This is a genomic window from Pseudomonas borbori, from assembly GCF_900115555.1.
Lineage (GTDB): Bacteria > Pseudomonadota > Gammaproteobacteria > Pseudomonadales > Pseudomonadaceae > Aquipseudomonas > Aquipseudomonas borbori.
Genome location: NZ_FOWX01000007.1, coordinates 158995 through 179359 on the forward strand (window position 1 = coordinate 158995; position 20365 = coordinate 179359).

Annotated in this window: 20 protein-coding genes and 1 pseudogene; 9 read left to right on the top strand and 12 right to left on the bottom strand. The window is 63.6% G+C overall.

All coding sequences use genetic code 11. The features are described from left to right. The first annotated feature begins 83 nt into the window (after window positions 1-83). The 3 genes from BM315_RS07420 (at window position 84) to codA (ending at window position 2437) form a co-directional block, all read left to right on the top strand. The gene (locus BM315_RS07420; protein ID WP_244527267.1) at window positions 84-692 is read left to right on the top strand and encodes a cupredoxin domain-containing protein; all 609 of its coding nucleotides are present in this window, start codon (window positions 84-86) and stop codon (window positions 690-692) included. After that, on the top strand, window positions 689-1015 hold the full coding sequence (locus BM315_RS07425; protein WP_090499389.1) for a copper-binding protein: 327 nt from the start codon (window positions 689-691) through the stop codon (window positions 1013-1015). Before BM315_RS07420 ends, BM315_RS07425 begins: the two co-directional genes overlap by 4 nt. A 153-nt stretch (window positions 1016-1168) precedes the next feature. Beyond that, complete coding sequence (codA, locus tag BM315_RS07430; protein ID WP_090499391.1) at window positions 1169-2437, top strand: cytosine deaminase; 1269 nt, start codon at window positions 1169-1171, stop codon at window positions 2435-2437. 9 nt (window positions 2438-2446) lie between these two features. On the opposite strand, the gene BM315_RS07435 is transcribed toward codA, so the two are convergent. Further along, window positions 2447-2818, bottom strand: a complete 372-nt coding sequence (locus BM315_RS07435) for a glutaredoxin family protein (RefSeq protein WP_090499393.1) — start codon at window positions 2816-2818, stop codon at window positions 2447-2449. Window positions 2819-2990: 172 nt separating this feature from the next. On the opposite strand from BM315_RS07435, the gene BM315_RS07440 reads away from it, so the two are divergent. The 4 genes from BM315_RS07440 (at window position 2991) to trhA (ending at window position 5117) form a co-directional block, all read left to right on the top strand. Further along, window positions 2991-3212 (top strand): DUF3820 family protein, encoded by a 222-nt coding sequence (locus tag BM315_RS07440; protein WP_090499395.1) that lies wholly within the window; start codon window positions 2991-2993, stop codon window positions 3210-3212. Between the two features lie 73 nt (window positions 3213-3285). Continuing rightward, complete coding sequence (locus BM315_RS07445; RefSeq protein ID WP_090499397.1) at window positions 3286-3630, top strand: cupin domain-containing protein; 345 nt, start codon at window positions 3286-3288, stop codon at window positions 3628-3630. A gap of 166 nt (window positions 3631-3796) precedes the next feature. Continuing rightward, a complete protein-coding gene (locus BM315_RS07450) occupies window positions 3797-4261 on the top strand; it encodes a bacteriohemerythrin (RefSeq protein WP_090499399.1) in 465 nt (154 codons plus the stop codon). 238 nt (window positions 4262-4499) lie between these two features. Continuing rightward, window positions 4500-5117: a PAQR family membrane homeostasis protein TrhA gene (trhA, locus tag BM315_RS07455; protein ID WP_090499401.1), complete on the top strand. Its 618-nt coding sequence runs from the start codon at window positions 4500-4502 to the stop codon at window positions 5115-5117. 67 nt (window positions 5118-5184) lie between these two features. Here the strand turns inward: trhA and BM315_RS07460 are convergent, their stop codons facing one another. Beyond that, complete coding sequence (locus BM315_RS07460; RefSeq protein WP_090499403.1) at window positions 5185-5448, bottom strand: hypothetical protein; 264 nt, start codon at window positions 5446-5448, stop codon at window positions 5185-5187. Window positions 5449-5970: 522 nt separating this feature from the next. Between BM315_RS07460 and BM315_RS07465 the strand changes: the two genes are divergently transcribed. Continuing rightward, window positions 5971-6312, top strand: a complete 342-nt coding sequence (locus BM315_RS07465; protein ID WP_090499405.1) for a ribonuclease E inhibitor RraB — start codon at window positions 5971-5973, stop codon at window positions 6310-6312. Between the two features lie 261 nt (window positions 6313-6573). On the opposite strand, the gene BM315_RS25425 is transcribed toward BM315_RS07465, so the two are convergent. Next, window positions 6574-7329, bottom strand: a complete 756-nt coding sequence (locus BM315_RS25425; RefSeq protein ID WP_425287773.1) for a methyl-accepting chemotaxis protein — start codon at window positions 7327-7329, stop codon at window positions 6574-6576. Window positions 7330-7431: 102 nt separating this feature from the next. After that, window positions 7432-8781, bottom strand: a pseudogene (locus tag BM315_RS25430) (methyl-accepting chemotaxis protein); the annotation flags it as partial. 269 nt (window positions 8782-9050) lie between these two features. On the opposite strand from BM315_RS25430, the gene BM315_RS07475 reads away from it, so the two are divergent. Further along, on the top strand, window positions 9051-10370 hold the full coding sequence (locus tag BM315_RS07475) for a Na+/H+ antiporter family protein (protein ID WP_090499409.1): 1320 nt from the start codon (window positions 9051-9053) through the stop codon (window positions 10368-10370). A 15-nt stretch (window positions 10371-10385) separates the two neighbouring features. On the opposite strand, the gene nuoN is transcribed toward BM315_RS07475, so the two are convergent. Genes nuoN through nuoG form a run of 8 tightly spaced genes read right to left on the bottom strand, consistent with a single transcriptional unit; the run spans window position 10386 to window position 20365 of the window. Then, on the bottom strand, window positions 10386-11849 hold the full coding sequence (gene nuoN / locus BM315_RS07480) for an NADH-quinone oxidoreductase subunit NuoN (protein WP_090499411.1): 1464 nt from the start codon (window positions 11847-11849) through the stop codon (window positions 10386-10388). Window positions 11850-11869: 20 nt separating this feature from the next. Beyond that, window positions 11870-13399: an NADH-quinone oxidoreductase subunit M gene (gene nuoM / locus BM315_RS07485; protein WP_090499413.1), complete on the bottom strand. Its 1530-nt coding sequence runs from the start codon at window positions 13397-13399 to the stop codon at window positions 11870-11872. A gap of 15 nt (window positions 13400-13414) precedes the next feature. Next, window positions 13415-15265, bottom strand: a complete 1851-nt coding sequence (gene nuoL / locus BM315_RS07490; protein WP_090499415.1) for an NADH-quinone oxidoreductase subunit L — start codon at window positions 15263-15265, stop codon at window positions 13415-13417. Then, window positions 15262-15570 carry an NADH-quinone oxidoreductase subunit NuoK gene (gene nuoK, locus BM315_RS07495; protein ID WP_090499417.1) on the bottom strand — a complete coding sequence of 103 codons (309 nt, stop codon included), beginning with the start codon at window positions 15568-15570 and terminating at the stop codon, window positions 15262-15264. The genes nuoL and nuoK overlap by 4 nt, the downstream gene beginning before the upstream one ends. Beyond that, window positions 15567-16076: an NADH-quinone oxidoreductase subunit J gene (nuoJ, locus tag BM315_RS07500; RefSeq protein ID WP_090499419.1), complete on the bottom strand. Its 510-nt coding sequence runs from the start codon at window positions 16074-16076 to the stop codon at window positions 15567-15569. The genes nuoK and nuoJ overlap by 4 nt, the downstream gene beginning before the upstream one ends. 10 nt (window positions 16077-16086) lie before the next feature. Continuing rightward, window positions 16087-16635 carry an NADH-quinone oxidoreductase subunit NuoI gene (gene nuoI / locus BM315_RS07505; RefSeq protein ID WP_090499421.1) on the bottom strand — a complete coding sequence of 183 codons (549 nt, stop codon included), beginning with the start codon at window positions 16633-16635 and terminating at the stop codon, window positions 16087-16089. 11 nt (window positions 16636-16646) lie between these two features. Beyond that, entirely contained in the window at window positions 16647-17639 is a 993-nt protein-coding gene (gene nuoH / locus BM315_RS07510; protein WP_090499423.1) for an NADH-quinone oxidoreductase subunit NuoH, read from the bottom strand. Then, window positions 17636-20365, bottom strand: a complete 2730-nt coding sequence (gene nuoG / locus BM315_RS07515; protein ID WP_090499425.1) for an NADH-quinone oxidoreductase subunit NuoG — start codon at window positions 20363-20365, stop codon at window positions 17636-17638. Before nuoG ends, nuoH begins: the two co-directional genes overlap by 4 nt.

A 20365-nucleotide genomic window follows, 5' to 3' on the forward strand; every position in this document is an offset into this window, starting at 1 on the left:
ACGCAGTTCGCGGAAGACTCGGCGTCCCCACCGCCCCTACACATAAAGAAGTCGCTGTTTTCATTGAAACTGAGGAGATACAAATGGATCAACAGATAAAACCTGCCGCCCTGGTGTTGGGCTTGTGCGCCCTGTTCGCCGGCAATTCGGTGCTGGCCCATGGCGGCATGGCCGCAGACGCGCATGGCGCCGCTGCGCAAGTGGTCAAGGAACAAAAGGAGTGGGGCATCGCAGGCGACCGCGATCAGGTCGACCGCACCATCGAGATCCGCATGACCGACAAGATGCGCTTCACCCCGGACAAGCTGCAGGTAAAGGTCGGCGAGACCATTCGCTTCGTCCATCACAACGACGGCCAGATGCTGCATGAGTTCGTGCTCGGCACCAAGCCCGAGCTGGACAAGCATGCCGCGCTGATGGCCAAGTTTCCCGGCATGGAACATGACGAACCCTATATGGCCCACGTCGCGCCGAGCAAAAACGGCGAGATCATCTGGACCTTCAACCAGGCCGGCGAATTCGACTTCGCCTGCCTGATTGTCGGTCATTACCAGGCCGGCATGGTCGGCGAGATCAGCGTAGTGGGCGAGGCGGATGCCATGCCGATTGTGGCGAGAGAGCCGTCCGTCAGCCCGACAGATTCTTCGACCCGCGTAGCGCGGATCCAACCACGTGAAGGAGATACCCTATGAAAACCCTGCTTATCGCCACCTTGCTCGGCAGCGCCTTGGCCTTCCCCGTATATGCCGCCCAGGCCGCCGCCCCGGCTGAAGCCAGTGCGGAGGTCGCCGCCCCCCTGAGTCAGGGCGAAGTGCGCAAGATTGACCTGGCCGGGCAAAAGATCACCCTGCGCCACGGCCCGATCGACAGCGTCGGCATGCCGCCGATGACCATGGTTTTCGGCGTGCGCGATGCGGCTCTGCTGGAAGGCATCAAGACCGGCGACAAGGTGCGCTTCCAGGTCGAACAGCAAGGCAGCCGCTATGTCGTGACTGAACTGCAGGCGGCCGAGTAATGGCGGCAGGAGCCAGCGTGCTGGCTCCTGCAAGCCTGGCCGAGAATACGGAGCGCCGACGTCCTGCTTCGCGGGTACGCCCAACACTGTAGAGGGAGTGCTCAGGCGGCCTGTTAATCTACGCCTGACTCCGTGCCCGCTCAGGAGAACCCCATGAATATCGTCAACGCCCGGCTGCGTGGTCGCAGCGGCCTGTTTCGCATCGAGCTGGCGCAGGCACGTATCGCCGGCATAGTCGCGCAGGCGCAGGAATTGACCGCTACGGCAGACCAACTGGATGCCGCCGGCAACCTGGTGGTGCCGCCCTTCGTCGAGCCGCATATCCACCTGGACGCGGCCCTCACCGCCGGCGAGCCGGGCTGGAACCTCACAGGCACTCTGTTCGAGGGCATCGAACTCTGGGCCGAGCGCAAGGCGCTGGTCACCCACGAAGACAGCAAGACCCGCGCGCGCAAGGCCATCGACATGCTGGTCGAGCACGGCATCCAGCACGTGCGCAGCCATGTCGACGTCACCGATCCGGGCCTGGGCGCGCTCAAGGCGCTACTCGAGGTGCGCGAGGAAACCCGCCACCTGATCGACCTGCAGATCGTCGCCTTCCCCCAGGAAGGCATCGAGTCCTACGCCAATGGTCGCGCGCTGATGGAACAGGCGGTGGTGCTGGGCGCCGACGTGGTCGGCGGCATTCCGCATTTCGAGAACACCCGCGAGCAGGGCGTCAGCTCGATCAAATTCCTCATGGACCTGGCCGAGCGCACGGGCTGCCTGGTGGATGTGCATTGCGACGAGACCGACGACCCGCACTCGCGTTTTCTCGAGGTGCTGGCCGAGGAGGCGCGGGTGCACGGCATGGGCGCCCGGGTCACGGCCAGCCACACCACCGCCATGGGATCCTACGACAACGCCTACTGCTCCAAGCTGTTCCGCCTGCTCAAGCAGGCGCAGATCAACTTCGTCTCCTGCCCGACCGAGAGCATCCACCTGCAGGGCCGTTTCGATGCCTACCCCAAGCGCCGCGGGCTGACCCGGGTGGCCGAGCTCGACCGCGCCGGGCTGAATGTCTGCTTCGGCCAGGACTCCATCGTCGACCCCTGGTACCCGCTGGGCAACGGCAACATCCTGCGCATCCTCGAGGCCGGGCTGCACATCTGTCACATGCTCGGTTTCGAGGATCTGCAGCGCTCGCTCGATCTGGTCACCGACAACGCCGCGAAAACCCTCAACCTGGGCGAGGGCTATGGTATCGAGGTGGGGCGCCCGGCCAACCTGCTGATCCTCGAAGCCGCCAGCGATTACGAGATGCTGCGCAGCCAGGGTCACGCCCTGGTCTCGATCCGCGCCGGCCAGGTGCTGATGCGCCGCACACCGGCCCGGGTGGTGCGCGCCCCGCAGGATGGGCCACAACCTACAAGAGCTCCGTAGCGGGGGGGCTCAGGCTGCAGAGAAGCGCTCGTTGAGGTAGGCGATGATCGCCTTGGACTCGTACAGCCAGGTGCTCTGGCCGTTTTCCTCGATGCGCAGGCACGGTACCTGGATCTTGCCGCCTTGCTCCAGCAGGGTCTGGCGGTGCTGATCGTCGTTCTTGGCGTCGCGCAGGGTGACCGGCACGTTGAGCTTGTGCAGGGTGCGGCGGGTTTTCACGCAGAACGGGCAGGCATGGAACTGGTACAGCGTCAGGCCGCTGGCGACCTGGGCGACCGCGGCTTGCGCGGCAGGCGCACGCTTGAGCTTGCGCGGGCGGGTGATGAAGTCGAGAAACACGATCAACTGGCCGAGACCGATTCTGAGTGCCTTGATAAGCATTGCGTGACAACCCTGGGTAGAAAATGGCGGGGCAGAGCTTACCCGAGTTTGCCGGCGCCGGCCTGCGCGTTGGTCGCATGGCCGGGGCTTTTCGCCAGTCAGGGACGACTTTGGGCATAATTGCGTACATACCCGCATGGCCGAACCACACCCCCATGAACCCGAGCGCCCAATGAAACCCGAAGACCTGCAACTGCTGGTGACCCGCGAAATGCCGTTCGGCAAATATAAGGGCCGCTTGATCGCCGACCTGCCGGGGCGCTACCTCAACTGGTTCGCCCGCGAGGGCTTCCCCGCAGGCGAGATCGGCCGGCTGCTCGAACTGATGCAGGAAATCGATCACAACGGCCTGTCGTCCTTGCTCGACCCATTGCGCAGCAAAACTCGTGGCTAGCGCGTCATGATTGGACACCTTGCGGGCCACTCGACTACCTTGAGGGTTCATCCTCCAACGGCGAGACTCGACCATGGCCTTGAAACACGCAGCATCGGGAGAGGTAGTCAATCTGCTGTCTGCCGCAGAGTCGCCTGATTTCATCTCCCAGGCAATTGTCAGCGCCCCGCGCATCGAGGTCATGCGGCTGGTGTTGCAGGCCGGTAAAGTCATTCCCGGGCACGCCGTGGCCGGCCCGCTCACCTTGCATTGCCTGCAAGGCTGCGTTGACGTGCAGGCTCAGGGCGCATGGCGTGAAATGCGTGACAACGATCTGATGTACCTGGCCGAAGAGGCAGAACATGCCCTGCAGGCCAAGACCGACTCGATCATGCTGGTCACGCTCTTTCGCCCGTCTCATGCATCCTCCGGCAACTGATTATCCGTGCCGAGCCTCCGTTCGGTCGACAGTCGTACCGGCGTTCCGTCGATAGGCGCCTAAGCAACTATTCACTGATCTGTGTCAGCCCCCATTCCAGAGCTGTTGAGTAGCCTTGGCGCAGCGCTCGCATTGCAGTCGGGCGGCACGCTGGGAGCTGGGGGAAATGAGTTATCTGGTTTGGCAGGACGATCTGAATACAGGCATTCAAGTCATCGACGACCAGCACAAGCGCATCGTCGACATGATCAATTCGCTGCACCGGGCGAAGGCGGGCGGGGGCAGTGGCGGTGAGGTGGCGGAGGTGCTCAACGGCCTGGTGGATTACACCCTGTCGCATTTCGCCTTCGAGGAATCGCTGCTGGAGGAGGCCGGTTACGAGTTCACCCGGCCGCACAAGCGCGTGCACGAAATCTTCATCGGCCGGGTCAAAGACTTCAATCTGCGCTTCCAGGCCGGTGAGGACATCACCGATGAACTGCTCGGCTTGCTCTCGCGCTGGTTGTTCAACCATATCCGCAGCGACGACGCCGGCTACGTGCCGGCGATCAAGGACAGCATGAATAGCCTGGTCAGCAATCAACAAGCGGGCGGCTGGTTTTCGCGCTCGATGAAGAAGTTCTTCAACTGAGCGGCTGTCCAGGCTGACGGCTTGGCCGGGTGCTGCGGCTCGATCCTGCGGGCCGAACCCGGCAGCCTTTGCGTTGCGCACAAACCACCATTGCCCTGGCGCTCGCCCGTCATGCGCTGGCCGGGCAAGGCCGTCAGCGCGTTGCTGAGTGTGCCTCCCTTTAGCGCGCATCGTTTACAGTGAACGACAAGCCTGGGACGCTGATGCCTGGGTGGCGAATAGAGGCTGGCGACGACAGATGTATCACGGGGAAAGATTCAACGCCTGGACCCACCTGGTAGGTGCAGTGCTGGCGTGCATCGGGGCGCTCTGGTTGCTGGTGCTGGCGACTCTGGAGGGCGAGCCGATGAAGATCGTCAGCGTCGCCATCTACGGCCTCACCTTGCTGCTGCTCTACAGCGTCTCGACGATCTATCACAGCGTGCAGGGACGGGCGAAGGTGATCATGCGCAAGATCGATCACCTGTCGATTTACCTGCTGATTGCCGGCAGCTATACGCCCTTCTGTCTGGTGACCTTGCGCGGCACCTGGGGTTGGTCGCTGTTCGCGGTGGTCTGGGTGCTGGCGTTGATTGGCATGCTACAAGAGATCAAACCGCGCTCCGAGGCGCGGGTATTGTCGATCGTGATCTATGCGCTGATGGGCTGGATCGTCCTGCTGGCAGTCAAGCCGCTACTCGCCGCCTTGGGCGTCGCGGGTTTCAGCTGGTTGGCCGCGGGCGGAGTGTTCTACACGGTCGGGATCATCTTTTTCGCCTACGACAGCCGCTTCCGTCATTGGCATGGCATCTGGCACCTGTTCGTCATGGCCGGCAGCCTGCTGCATTTCGTCGCGATCCTGTTCTACGTGCTCTGACTCAGCCGGCCGATGACCGCGCAGGCACCGGGAGTGCCCGCGCTGATTATCCGCCGAACGACGCAGATCAGGCCTTGGCGGTGTCGAACAGTGCCACGCCTTGATCCAGGCACTGGTCGACCAGCCATTTGCCATGCGCGATGGATGCACGCTGGGCGCTTTCCAGTTCGGCGAGAAAGGCCTGCTCGAGGGGCAGCGGCAGCCGTCGGGTCGTGCGGCCGTCCGGGGCGGTGATACGGCAGCCGCCGGCCCAGGGTATTGGAATGCCAGGGTGCTCCACGACGTCGGCGATGATGGTGTGATCGCGGTGGGTGCATTGCATCGTGCTCATGGGATCAACCTCGATGTTGGAAAGCCTTTGTCAGATCCGCGCGGCTGACATCGAGCCGGGCAAAAGGGTCTGCTGGGCGGTTTGGCTATCTGTACTGAATATCGGCACTGCGCGTTCCTCGCTCTTTTTCCTACTCCCGATGGTATAGCACATGGTGCGGTGACCCCGCCTGGCTCCGGCGAGGCCTTTGACTCGGCGTGCAGGCGTCAAGTTCTGGACGAGCGGCAGGCAGATGCGCGCAACGCCCGGCAACGTGTTGGCGGTCGGCGGTTTTGTCACAAGTTGTCTTTTGCTCCTGCAATTGTTTCTGCTTCGCGCTACTCTGCATTCGACGGCTTCGCGCCATTCGCTCTGAATGGCCCATCGTCGACCAGCCCTGTCTTCAGGTCTGGCTTATGACACGTCAAGCAGCTCCTTGCTTGAATCTCGGGCGACATGGTTACAGGTGTCGCAATACCGTCGCGGTTATGGCGGTTGCAATGGGAAAGCAGTTAGTCCTTCCATCGCTGAGGAGATCACTTCATGAGCACAGTCTTGCACGATGATGTCAGTAACGGAGTTTTGCGGCGGATGAAAGAAGGCGGTTTCGACTTCACCAGCTTCCATCCCATCGAGTTCTACGCCATTTTCCCGGACGAGGAGCGGGCACGCATGGCGACCAGAAACTTTCGTGGCGAGTCCTTGCACGCCCTGGTGACCGAACGTGATGACGGCGCCTGGCACCTGCAGGTAAGCAAAGTGATGTATGCGACCTATCACGGCATTGGCGATTTCGAACACGACCTGGAGTCGGTCGTGGCTCCGCTCGGCGGCAAACTGGATGGTTGGGGCGTGACGCAAGAGGTCAAAGGCCTGCAACCTTGATCAACTCTGGCAATGAGCATCGGCCGGTCTCCGGCTGGTCGGTGCCACTATCTTTTCCCGGCATTGCCCAACCCTCTCGAACCCATCGCAGCCGTTGTGGCTGAAGGCCTGCCGTCAGCGAGCGCCGGGCTGTGCGCCACTTCGGCTTTGCTGCTTGGATGAAGGGCGGGCCATGCCGTTCAACCCGGCGCTGACCTGTTCGGGCTGGGTCAGGCGGGCACAGCAAGCCTGCGCCCTTGCCCTATTTGCGGTTGTTGCCGGTCAGACGCGGAACTGATCCATCAGCTTTTGTTGCTGGTTGGCCAGGCTGTTGAGGTTCTGGCTGACCTGGGCCGACTCGTCGGCTTGTCCGGCCATGGTTTCGGTGACGTCGCGAATCGAGGCGACGTTGCGGTTGATCTCTTCGGCCACCGAACTCTGCTGCTCGGCAGCGCTGGCGATTTGCAGGTTCATGTCGGTGATCACGCTCACCGCCTGGCTGATCCGCTGCAGTACGGCCACCGCTTGCCCGACCTGGTCGACACTGCCCTGGGCCTGGCGGTGGCTGCTGTGCATGCTGCTGACCACCTCGCGGGTGCCCTTTTGCAGGCCTTCGATGACCTGGCGGATTTCCTCGACCGAATCCTGGGTGCGTTTGGCCAGGTTGCGCACTTCATCGGCGACTACCGCGAAGCCGCGTCCGGCCTCGCCGGCACGGGCCGCTTCGATGGCGGCGTTGAGTGCCAGCAGGTTGGTCTGCTCGGCAATCGAGCGGATCACTTCGAGCACCGAGCCGATCTGTTCGCTGCTGTTGGCCAGGCTTTCGACCTCCTGCATGGCGACGTTCATCTCGTTGGTCAGCAGTTCGATGGTCGCTGTGGTCTTGCCGATCACCCCGAGGCCTTCGCGGCTGGCCTGGTCGGCGCTGCGCGCGGCGTCGGCGGCTTGCGCGGCGTTGTGCGCGACGTCATGGGCGGTGGCGCTCATTTCCTGGAAGGCGGTGGCCACCTGGTCGACCTCGCGGAACTGCTGCTGCATGCCGGCACTGGTCTGGCTGGCGATGGCGGCGGACTGGTCGGCAGTGCCGCGGGCGTCCTGCACGCTGCGTTTGACCTCGGCGATGACCGGCTGCAGCTTGTCGAGAAAGCGATTGAACCAGCCCGCCAGCTCGCCCAGTTCGTCCTGTCCGGGGTAGTCGAGGCGGCGGGTCAGATCACCTTCGCCGCTGGCGATGCCTTTGAGCATGGCGGCGACAGCGAGGATCGGCCTGGTTACGCCGCGGGCGGTCAGCCACATCAGCAGCAGGCCGAGGAGCATGGCCAGCAAGCCGATGCTCAGCGCCACTGCGCTGTCGTCGGTGCGTTGCTGATCCAGTTGCCGTTCCAGTTGCAGGGCCGGTGCGAGCAGTTCCTGCTCGGGCACTTCGAGCAATACGCTCCAGGGCTTGGCCTCGGGAATCGGCTTGAACGGCGTCAGCACGCGGAGCATCTCGCCGTGCTGCAATTCGGTGGCTTGGCCGCTGGCGATAAAGGACCGCAACTCGCCGGCGTGCTCGCTGTAAGCCTTCTCGACCGGGCTGCTGAGCAGGCTGGCAGCGCGGCTGTGGCCGGCCAGCAATGCGGCCGGGCTGAAGATGCTGATATGGCCGGCACCGCCATAGAGGTCGCGATTGGCTTGCAGACTCAGCTGTTGCAGGCTGTCCAGGCTGATATCGAGACCGACCACGCCGATCACCTTGCCGTTCAGCTCGAGCGGGAAGGCGATGCTGGTCATCAGCACCTGCTGGCCGCCGACCTCGTCGTAGTAGGGTTCCAGCACACAGGTCGTGCCACTGTCGCGTGGGCAGGTGTACCAGGCGTTGTAGGGATCGCCGCTGGGGCCGGTCTTGGTGTCGCTGAGCATGTCCTCGTTCATCGACTCCGACGTCAGCTCACCGGGCTGGGGTTGTGCCCAGTACAGCGAGAAGCGTCCCTGGTCGTTGCTGCCGAGTTCGGCCTGCTCGGCGAACAGTTCGTCCTTGCCGTCCAGCGCATTGGGCTCGAACACCAGGTACAGGCCGAGCAACGAGGGGTTGGCCTCCAGGCTGCTGCGTACCTGGCGGGTCAGGTCTTCGCGCAGGTCGAAGGCATCGAGAAAGCGCTTCTCCGCCTGATCGCGCAGGAACAGGATCTGCCGGGAGAACCCCTTGCCATATTGGTAGGCGTCCATGAAGTAGCGCTGGATGCGGATCGCCTGCAGCTCGCCGCGTGCCTGCAGACGCAGCTTGGCGCTGTCGGCCAGCATGCTGCTGCTGGAGGCGCGCACCAGTTCGGCACTGCGGGTGGATTGATAGAGCGAGGCGCCGACCAGCAACGTCACGATGGCCAGCAGGCAGAGGCCGGCAAGCAGGGTGATTTTCCACTGGATCGAAAGACGGCTGAACGGCATGCAGCGCTCCTTATATTGTTGTTCTAACTGGTCGGCTATCGGCGCGGGCGTGGTTTTCTTCATCGAACCAGTGGCATCGCGGCGAGTTGACTGCGGTCTGCTAAGGCTGTTGGTACCGTAGCTGGGCGGGATTATGCACGCCGCGATCAATATTTCGCACGAGATATTTTTGACAGCCCGCAGGGCTTGCGGCAGAGTACGCGACTTTTTCTCGGGCCCTGCGCCGGCGCGCCGCCAACCTGGCGCCGGCTGGCAACCCTGCCGCTCCTGAGCTTGGTTCACACCTTGCGCCAGTTATTCGATTTCTCCAGCAACGCTTCTTGGGAGCACTCATGAATGCAGTAATCGCAGCGGTCGGCATCATGCTGATCCTCAGCCTGTGCCGCGTGCACGTGGTGGTGGCGCTGATCGTCGGCGCTCTGGCCGGTGGCGTGCTTGGCGGCCTGGGGCTGGAAGGCTCGCTGGCGGCGTTCAATCGGGGCCTGGGCGGCGGCGCCACGGTGGCGCTGTCCTATGCCCTGCTCGGCGCCTTCGCCGTGGCCATCGCCAAGTCCGGCCTGGCCCACGCGCTGGCCGACAAGGCCCTGGCGCTGGTCGGCCAGCAGGATGCGCAGGGTGGCGGGCTGCTCAAGTGGATCCTGATCACGCTGCTGCTGGCGGTGGCGATGGCCTCGCAGAACGTCCTGCCGATCCATATCGCCTTCATCCCGCTGCTGGTGCCGCCATTGCTCTATGTGTTGAGCAAGCTGCAACTCGATCGCCGGCTGATCGCCTGCGTGCTGACCTTCGGCCTGATCACGCCCTACATGTTCCTGCCGGTCGGCTTTGGCGGCATCTTCCTCAACGAGATCCTGCTGGCCAACGTGGCCAAGGCCGGGGTGGATGTGACGGGTATCAGCATCACCGAGGCCATGGCGATTCCGGCGCTGGGCATGCTGGTCGGCCTGCTGGTGGCGGTGCTGTTCAGCTACCGTGGCAAACGTGTCTACGACCTGGCGAAGATCGAGCAGGCCGAGCGCATCGACGTGGCCTACAACCCGTTGAGCCTGCTGGTGGCCGGCGTGGCGATCGCCGCGGCCTTCGTTGTGCAGTTGTGGCTGGACTCGATGATCATCGGCGCCCTGGTCGGCTTCGTGATCTTCTCGGTATCCGGGGTGGTGCGCTGGAAAGAGGCCGATGGCCTGTTCACCGAAGGCATGAAGATGATGGCGATGATCGGCTTCATCATGATCGCCGCCGCCGGTTTCGCCGAAGTGATGAAGGCCACCGGCGAGGTCAAGACCCTGGTCGACGGCGCGGCCGAGCTGGTGGGACAGGACAAGGCCTTAGGCGCGCTGCTGATGCTGCTGGTCGGCCTGCTGGTGACCATGGGCATCGGCTCGTCGTTCTCCACCGTGCCGATCATCGCGGCGATCTTCGTGCCGCTGGGCGTGCAACTGGGCTTCAGCCCCCTGGCCATCGTCTGCATCGTCGGTACTGCCGGCGCCCTGGGCGATGCCGGTTCGCCGGCCTCGGACTCGACCCTGGGGCCGACCGCCGGGCTGAATGTCGACGGCCAGCACAACCATATCTGGGATAGCGTGGTGCCGACTTTCCTGCACTACAACCTGCCGCTGCTGGTGTTCGGCTGGGCGGCGGCGATGCTGTTGTAGGCCGCGCCTGCCTGCTCAGCCGAGACTGACGGCGCTGAGCATCGCCAGCAGTGGCTGCGGGTAGACGCCGAGCACGAAGGCCAGCAACGCAACCAGCAGCAGCATGATGCCGCCAGCCCGCTGGCCCCAGTTGAACGGCGCATCGTGGCGGCGCAGGTTGGGCTCGACCATGAACAGGGTGACCATCACCCGCAGGTAATAGAACACCCCGATCGCGCTGCCCACTACCAGGGCGCCGAGCAACCACCAGAGTTCGGCCTGCACGCCCACGGCGATGATGTAGAACTTGCCGATGAAGCCCGCGGTCAGCGGAATGCCCGCCAGCGACAGCATCATCACCGTGAGCACCGCGGTCAGGTAGGGGCGCCGCCAGAACAGCCCGCGGTATTCGTACAGTGCATCGCAGTCGCGGCCGCTGTAGGGCGTGGACATCAGGGTGACTACGCCGAAGGCACCGAGCACGGTCAGCACGTAGGTGGCCAGGTAGACGCCGACCGCTTCGACCGCCAGACCCTCGCTGGCGATCAGGGCGACCAGCAGGTAACCGAAGTGGGCGATCGAGGAGTAGCCGAGCAGGCGCTTGAGGTTGCTTTGCAGCAGGGCCAGCAGGTTGCCGAAGAGGATCGAGGCGACCGCGATCAGCGCCAGCAGGTCGTGCAGCGCCGGGGTCGCGGCGGCGGGCGACAGCTGGAACAGGCGCAGCAGTACGGCGAACACCGCCACCTTGCTGGCCGTGGCGAGAAAGGCCGCGACCGGCGCCGGCGCGCCCTCGTAGACATCCGGCGTCCACAGGTGAAAGGGTACCAGCGACAATTTGAATGCCAGGGCGACCAGCATCATGCCCATGCCCAGTTGCACCAGCGGACCAGACTGCGCGGCCGGCGCCAGGAGGGCGCCGATCCCGGCAAAGCTCAGGCTGCCGGCATCGGCGTACAGCAGGGCCATGCCGAACAGCAGGAACGCGCTGCCTGCGGCCGACAGCACCATGTACTTGAGGCCAGCCTCCAGCGAGCGCCGGTTGAAGAAGGCATAGGCGACCAGCCCGTAGGTCGGCAGCGAGAGCAGCTCCAGGCCGATGAACAAGCCGGCCAGGTGCTGCGCGCTGACCAGCACCAGGCCACCGGCGGCGGCCAGCAGCATCAGCAGGTAGAGTTCTTCGCGGTTGCCCGGGTAACCCTTGGCCTGTTTTTCGCCGAGGTAGGCGTGGGCCAGGGTGATGCAGGCCAGGGTGGCGACCAGGATCAGGGCCATATAGAAGCAGGCGAAGTTGTCCACCTGCAGCAGCGGGGTAACCTCGATGGGCGCGATCTTCAGGGCCGGGAGGATCGACAGCAGGGCCAGGTTGAGACCAATCACCGACAGGCCGAAGGTCCAGGAGTGGTGGCGCTTCCAGGCGATGGCCAGCATCACCACGATGATGGTCGCGGCGATGACCAGTAGCGGCAACAGGGCGATGAAGTGTTGAATCGTAAATTCCACAGCGTAACTTTGCATGACAGCTACCGGGCCGAGGCGAGTTGATTGAGGGCGGTGTTCATCCACTGCTGCACGCCATGCATGCTTGCGGCGGAAGTATCCAGCACCGGCTGCGGGTAGACGCCGAGCAGGATCAGCAGTGCCGCCAGCCCCAGCACCATACCCAGTTCACGCGGTTTCAGGCCTTGCACGGCAGCCTCCGTTTTGGCCGGGCCGAAGTAGGCGCGGTGGATCATGATCAGCGAATAGACCGAACCGAATACCAGGCCGGTGGCGGCGAGCACGGTGATCAGCGGCGCATGCTGGAAGGTGCCGAGCAGAATCAGGAACTCGCCGACGAAGTTGCCGGTGCCGGGTAGGCCCAGCGCCGCCGCGGCGAAGAACAGGCTGACGCCCGGCAGCCAGGGCATGCGTGCCCAGACACCGCCCATCTCGCGCATGTCGCGGGTGTGCAGGCGCTCATAGAGCTGTCCGCAGAGGATAAACAGTGCGGCGGCGGACAAGCCATGGGCCAGCATCTGCACCACCGCGCCCTGCAGGGCAATCTGGTTGCCGGAGTAGATGGCAATCAGCACGAAGCCCATGTGCGAAACGCTGGAGTAAGCCACCAGGCGCTTGATATCGGTTTGCGCGAAGGACAGCAGGGCGCCATAGACGACGGCGAAGACACCCAGGCCCATGGCGATCGGCGCGAACTCGGCCGAGGCGTTGGGAAACAATGGCAGGGCGAAACGCAGCATGCCATAGGCAGCGGTTTTCAGCAGGATACCGGCCAGATCCACGGAACCGGCGGTCGGCGCCTGGGCGTGGGCATCCGGTAGCCAGGAGTGGAAGGGCACTACCGGGAACTTCACCGCGAAGGCGATGAAGAAACCGAGCATCAGCAGGTATTCGGTACCCGGCGCCATTTCGGTTCTGAGCAGGTCGGCGTAGTTGAAGGTGAGCAAGCCGGTCTGGTCGAAGTGGACGAACACCAGGCCGAGGATCGCCACCAGCATGATCAGACCGCTGGCCTGGGTGTAAATGAAGAACTTGGTGGCGGCGTAGATGCGCGACTTGCCGTCGCTGCCGCTATGACCCCAGAGCGCGATGAGGAAGTACATCGGCACCAGCATCATTTCCCAGAAGAAGAAGAACAGGAACAGGTCAAGGGCCAGGAACACACCGACCACGCCGCCGAGAATCCACATCAGGTTGAGGTGGAAGAAGCCAACGCGGTTCTGGATCTCTTTCCACGAGCAGAGCACCGAGAGCACACCGAGCAGGCCGGTGAGGCTGATCATCAGCACCGATAGGCCGTCCAGGGCCAGGTGCACACTGATGCCGAAACGCTCGATCCATTGCAGCTGGAACTCTTCGGTCCAGCGCGGATCGGCGCCCGGGGCAGGCGCCAGGCTGAAATCGCCGGTGGCCCACAGCCACAGGCCGAGGCCGAACAACAGGGCCATGGTCAGCAGGGCGATCCAGCGCGGCAGGGTGGCGCCGAAGCGCTCGCCTTGCCAGCACAGCAGGCCGCCGATAAAGGGGATCAGGATTAGCCAGGGCAGAATCATGACAGGCTGTTTTCCTTAACTCAGAAAAAGGAGGACGGCGAGCACCAGTACGGCGCCCCCGGCAATGGATGCGGCATACCAGCGCACCTGGCCGGTCTGGCTGCGGGCCAGCAGGCTGTTGCTGCCCCGGGCCAGACGCGGGATCAGGCCGATGCTGCGGTCGATCGGATCACGCCCGAGCAGGCGGCAGACCAGCAGGTAAGGCTGCACGAAGAGCTTGTCGTAGAGCCAATCGAAGCCCCAGGCGACGAACCACCAGGACGACAGGAAACGTCCCGGCGCGCTTTGTGCCAGCGCAGTGGCGAAGCGGCGCTGGCCGAGGAACAGCAGGGCCGCCAGCAGGATGCCGGTCAGGGCGATGGCCCCCGAGGCGATTTCCAGGCTGTGCTTGGCCTCGCCGCCGGCATGCCCGACGCTTTGCGGCAACACGCCGGCCAGCGGCGGGCTGATCAATGCGCCGATAAAGGTCGACAGCACGATCAGCACCGCCAGCGGCAGCCAGTGGGCGATGCCATGACCGGCATGCGCTTCGGTCTTCTGTTCGCCGTGGAAGGCGATGAAGATCAGGCGGAAGGTGTAGATCGAGGTCAGGAAGGCACCGGTCAAGCCGGCATACAGCAACCACTGATGACCGCTGGCGAAGGCTTCCCAGAGGATTTCGTCCTTGGAGTAGAAACCAGCGGTGATCAGCGGCAGCGCGGCTAGGGCGGCACCACCGACGATGAAGCTGGCATAGGCCAGCGGCAACTTGTTCCACAGGCCGCCCATCTTGAAGATGTTCTGCTCGTGGTGGCAGGCGTTGATCACCGCCCCGGAGGCGAGGAACAGCAGGGCCTTGAAGAAGGCATGGGTCATCAGGTGGAAGATCGCCGCGTCCCATGCTCCCACGCCCAGTGCGAGGAACATGTAGCCGATCTGGCTCATGGTCGAGTAGGCGAGAATGCGCTTGATGTCGGTCTGCACCAGGGCGGCGAAACCGGCCAGCACCAGGGTCACGCCGCCGACGATGCCGACCAGTTCGAGGATCTCCGGGGTCAGCAGGAACAGACCGTGGGTGCGGGCGATCAGGTACACGCCGGCGGTGACCATGGTCGCCGCGTGGATCAGCGCGGAGACCGGAGTCGGGCCGGCCATGGCGTCGGCCAGCCAGGTTTGCAGCGGCAACTGGGCCGATTTGCCGACCGCGCCGCCGAGCAGCATCAGGGTGGCGATCCACAGCCAGCTGTCGCCTGCGACGTACTTCTGCGGCGCCAGTTGCATCAGTTCCTGAATGTTCAGGGTGCCGAGATGCAGGAACAGGATGAACAGGCCGATGGCCATGAACACGTCGCCGACACGGGTGACGATAAAGGCCTTCAGTGCCGCATTGCCGTTCGGTGTGTGCTTGAAGTAGAAGCCGATCAACAGGTAGGAGCACAGGCCCACGCCTTCCCAGCCGAGATACAGGAACAGCAGGTTGTCGCCGAGTACCAGGAACAGCATGCTGGCGATGAACAGGTTGGTGTAGGCGAAGAAGCGTGAGTAACCCTCTTCACCGCGCATGTACCAACTGGCGAACAGGTGGATCAGGAAGCCCACGCCGGTGACCACGCCCAGCATGGTCAGCGACAGTCCGTCCAGATACAGGGTGAAGCTCGGCGCAAAACCGCCAACGCTCATCCACTGCCACAGCAGCTGGGTGAACACGCCGCCTGGCGGTGGCGCGACGTTGAACTGCCAGCCGATCCAGGCGGCGGTCAGGGCCGACAGGCCGACCGAGCCGACGCCGATCACGGCCGTGGTGTTTTCCGAGAAATGTCCGCGGGAGAGGGCCAGCAACAGCCAGCCGAGCAGCGGGAACAGGCAAGTCAGGAATAGTAGGTTCATCCGCGCATCTCGCTGGCAGCGTCGATATCGAGGGTGTGGAAGCGGCGATACAGTTGCAGCAGGATCGCCAGGCCGATACTGGCCTCGGCGGCTGCCAGGGTGATTACCAGAATGAACATGACCTGACCGTCAGGCTGTTGCCAGCGGCTGCCGGCGACGATGAAGGCCAAGGCGGTGGCGTTCATCATCACTTCCAGACTCATCAACACGAAGAGGATGTTGCGACGCACCATCAGGCCGACCAGCCCGAGGCAAAACAGCACGGCGGCCAGAGCCAGGCCGTGCTCCATTGGAATCGCATTCATGGCGTTGCATCCTTAGCTTCGTGGCGGCCGAGGTGGTAGGCGGCGATCAGGGCCGCGAGCAACAGCATGGAAGCCAGCTCCACGACCAGCAGGTAGGGGCCGAACAAGCTGATGCCGACGGCTTTCGCATCGACGCTCGCTAGCCCGATCTCCGCACCGCTCGGCGCCTTGAACAACGCATGCAGCAGCAGGCCCAGCAGCGCGGCGGAGAAAATCGTCGGGCCGATCCAGATGCCCGGTGTCAGCCATTGTTTTTCCTGCTTGGCGGAAGCAGGGCCGAGGTTGAGCAACATCACCACGAAGACGAACAGCACCATGATGGCGCCGGCATAGACGATGATCTCCAGCGCTCCGGCAAAGGGCGCGCCGAGGGCGAAGAAGGTCATGGCCACCGCCAGCAGCGAGATGATCAGGTACAGTAGGGCATGCACCGGGTTGCTGCTGGTGACTACCCGCAGGGTCGAAGCCACGGCGATGCCCGCGGCGAAATAGAAAGCGAACTCCACGCGCGTCTCCTTAGGGCAACAAGCCTTTGACGTTGATCGGCTCGGCCTCGTTCTGCGCGGTGCCTTTCGGCTTGCCGGCAATGGCCATACCGGCAACCCGGTAGAAGTTGTAGTCCGGGTTCTTGCCCGGTCCGGAAATCAGCAGATCTTCCTTCTCGTACACCAGGTCCTGGCGCTTGAACTCGCCCATCTCGAAATCCGGGGTGAGCTGGATCGCGGTGGTCGGGCAGGCTTCTTCGCACAGGCCGCAGAAGATGCAGCGTGAGAAGTTGATGCGGAAGAACTCCGGGTACCAGCGGCCGTCGTCGGCTTCGGCCTTTTGCAGGGAAATGCAACCGACCGGGCAAGCCACGGCGCACAGGTTGCAGGCCACGCAACGTTCTTCGCCGTCCGGGTCACGGGTCAGCACGATACGCCCGCGGTAGCGCGGCGGCAGGTACACCGGCTCCTCCGGGTACTGCAGGGTGTCACGTTTGCGGAAGCCGTGGCCGAAGATCATCACCAAGCTGCGTAGCTGGGTGTAGGTACCGATCACGACGGCCGAAATATATTTGAGCATGGTGGTTCTCCTTACTGGGCCGCGGCCAGCACGACTGCGCCGGTCACCAGCAGGTTAATCAGGGTCAGCGGCAGGCAGAACTTCCAGCTGAAGGCCATCACCTGGTCATAACGCGGGCGCGGAATCGAGGCGCGCAGCAGGATGAACAGCATGATGAAGAAGCAGGTCTTGAGGGCGAACCAGATGAACGGGATCTGCGGCAGGATGCCGAACGGCCCGTGCCAGCCACCGAAGAACAGGGTTACCAGCAGTGCGGAAATGGTCACGATGCCGATGTATTCGCCGACGAAGAACATGCCCCATTTCATCCCGGCATATTCGATGTGGTAACCGTCGGCCAGTTCCTGCTCGGCTTCTGGCTGGTCGAACGGGTGACGGTGGGTCACGGCGACGCCGGCGATGAAGAAGGTACAGAAACCGAAGAACTGCGGAATGATGAACCACAGGTTTTCGGCTTGGTAGTCGACGATGTCGCGCATGTTGAACGAGCCAACCTGGGCAACGATACCCATCAGCGCCAGGGCCAGGAACACCTCGTAGGACACCGTCTGGGCCGATGCCCGGAGGGCGCCGAGCAGGGCGAACTTGTTGTTGCTCGACCAGCCGGCGAACAGCACCGCATACACCGACAGGCCGGCCATGGCGAAGAAGAACAGGATGCCGATGTTCAGGTCGGCCACGCCCCAGGTCGGGGTGATGGGGATGATCACGAAGGCCGTCAGCAGCGCGCCCATGCCGATCACCGGCGCCAGGGTAAAGATCACCTTGTCGGCGAACGGCGGCGTCCAGTCTTCCTTGAAGAACATCTTGAGCATGTCCGCGGCGATCTGGAACATGCCGAACGGGCCAACTCGGTTGGGGCCGTAGCGGTCCTGCCACCAACCGAGCAGGCGCCGCTCGACGAAGCTCAGCAGCGCGCCGCAGACCACCACGGCCAGCAGGATGACCACAGCCTTGAGCACCGCAATGACGATCTCGATCAGTTCGGGAGTCAGCCAGTTCATTGCGCGCTCTCCTGTACGTCGGTGACCACGGCGCCGGCGATGACGGCCGGGATGCCGGACAGGCCGACGGGCAGGCCGATCAGGCCGACGCTCAACTCGTCACGCACCTGCAACGGCAGGCGCAGCACCTGGCCGTTGACGGTCAGCGTGAGCAGTGCGCCGTCGTCGACGCCAAGCCGATCGGCTTCGGCCTTTGCCAATGCCACATAAGGCTGCGGGATGCGCGCTTGCACCGGCGCGGCACGTGAGGAGGTTTCCTCGCTGCCGAACAGGTGATGCAAGGGTACGGCCTGCCAGGTGCCTTGAGCCGGGTTGAACGCGGCGTTCGGGGCGAACCAGGGCAAGGCCGTGCCTTTGGCTTCGATCAGGCGCACGCCCGGGTCGCCGGCACGCAGATGGCCGCCGACTTCGTCCTGAAACTTGTTCCAGGCCTGTGGCGAGTTCCAGCCCGGCGACCAGACGAAGGGAATCTGCTGACGGGATTCGGCTGAACCGGAATAGCCTTCCATGGAGAAGGCAAAGGCCGAGTCCTGGTCTTGCGGTTGACGCGGCTCGTGCACGCTGATGTTGGCGCGCATGGCGGTACGGCCACTATAGCGGTGCGGCTCACGCGCCAGTTTGAGGCCTTTGATACGAAACGTGGCCTTTGGCGCGGCTTCGTCGATGCGGGCCAAGCGAGCGTTACCGGCAGCGCAGGCCGCAGTGATTTCGTCCAGATGTGTCCAGTCGACCGTCTTGCCTTGCACGGTGCAATGCAGTGCATGCAGCCAACGCCAGCCTTCGCGCACGAGGATGTTGGCGTCGTGGTAGCCGGGGTCGAAGACTTGGAAGAAGCGTTGGGCACGACCTTCCTGACTGACCAGGGTGCCGTCGCCTTCGGCAAAGCTGGCCACCGGCAGCAGCAGGTGCGCCTTGGCGGTGGTCGCGGTCTGCTGGTGGTCGGCGACGATCACCACTTTGGCGGCGTGCAGTGCCGCATCGACCCGGGCGCTTGCTGCGCGGTGATAGAGGTCGTTCTCAAGCACGACAACAGCGTCGGCCTGCTCATCGATCAGGGCTTGCAGGGCGGCATCGACGGATTTATCCGCCAATTCTTCACCGAGGAACAACGCCAGGCCCATGCTGTTGGCTTCCGGCACCACCAGGCTGATGGAGCCGTTTTTTTCACGGTTCTTCAGCGCTCCGGCGATATTTGCGGCGGCTTCGATCAGCGCCTTGCTGCCCAGGGATGCACCGGAGACGATCAGCGGGCGCTTGGCGGCCAGCAGGACGTCGGCGATGCGTTGGGCCAGCTCTGCGGCCTCGTTCTCCAGGCCGCTGACAGCTGGTGCGCTCGGATCGATGGCATGCGCCACCGCAAAACCGAGGCGGGCCAGGTCGGTCGGCGCGGCATGCACGGATTCGACGGCAACGTCATCCAGGCGAGTGGCGGCAACGCTGGCGATGAACAGCGGGTTCAGCGCGTTCTGGGCGACGTTCTGCACGGCGGCGATGTGCCAGTCCTGGATTTTCATTGAGGCGGCAATTTCAGTTGCCTTGCCTTTCACCGCTTGGCGCAGGGACAGGGCGAGTCGGGCGGCGGTCTGGGTCAGGTCTTCGCCGAGGACGAACACCGCGTCGTGGCTTTCCACATCACGCAGGGTTGGTATCGGCAACGGGCCCTCCTGCACGACCTCGCGGATCAGCTGCAGGATCTCCAGTTCGCCGGCGGCGATGCCCGAATAGAAGTGCTCGGCACCCACCAGCTCGCGCAGGGCGAAGTTGCTTTCCAGGCTGGCGCGAGGCGAACCGATGCCAATCACCTTGCGGTTCTTCAGCAGGGCGGCGGCTTGGTCGAGGGCGGAATCGATGCCCATTTTCATCTTGCTCAGCATCATCATCGGTTGGCGTGGGCGGTCTTCCCGGTTGACGTAGCCATAGCCAAAGCGGCCGCGGTCGCAGAGAAAATACTGGTTCACCGAGCCGTTGAAGCGGTTTTCGATGCGGCGGATCTCGCCATAGCGCTCGCCGGGGCTGATGTTGCAGCCGCTGGAACAGCCGTGGCAGATGCTCGGGGCGAACTGCATGTCCCACTTGCGGGTGTAGCGCTCGGAGTGAGTCTTGTCAGTGAAGACTCCCGTCGGACAAACCTCGACCAGGTTGCCGGAGAACTCACTTTCCAGCACACCATCCTCGACGCGACCGAAGTACACGTTGTCGTGTGCGCCGTAGACGCCCAAGTCGGTGCCGCCGGCGTAGTCCTTGTAATAGCGCACGCAGCGGTAGCAGGCGATGCAGCGGTTCATCTCGTGACCGATGAACGGGCCGAGCTCCTGGTTCTGGTGGGTACGCTTGCTGAAGCGGTAGCGGCGCTGGTTGTGGCCGGTCATCACCGTCATGTCCTGCAGGTGACAGTGACCGCCTTCCTCGCACACCGGACAGTCATGCGGGTGGTTGGTCATCAGCCATTCGACGACGTTGGCGCGAAATTGCCTGGCTTCCTCGTCGTCGATGGAGATCCAGGTGTTGTCGGTGGCGGGAGTCATGCAGGACATCACCAGGCGACCGCGTTTGTCGTTCTCGTCGCTGTACTGCTTGACCGCGCACTGGCGGCAGGCACCGACGCTACCGAGCGCCGGATGCCAGCAGAAGTAAGGGATATCAAGACCAAGGGACAGGCAGGCCTGCAGCAGGTTGTCCGCCCCATCGACTTCAAAATCTTTGCCGTCTACGTGGATAGTGGCCAT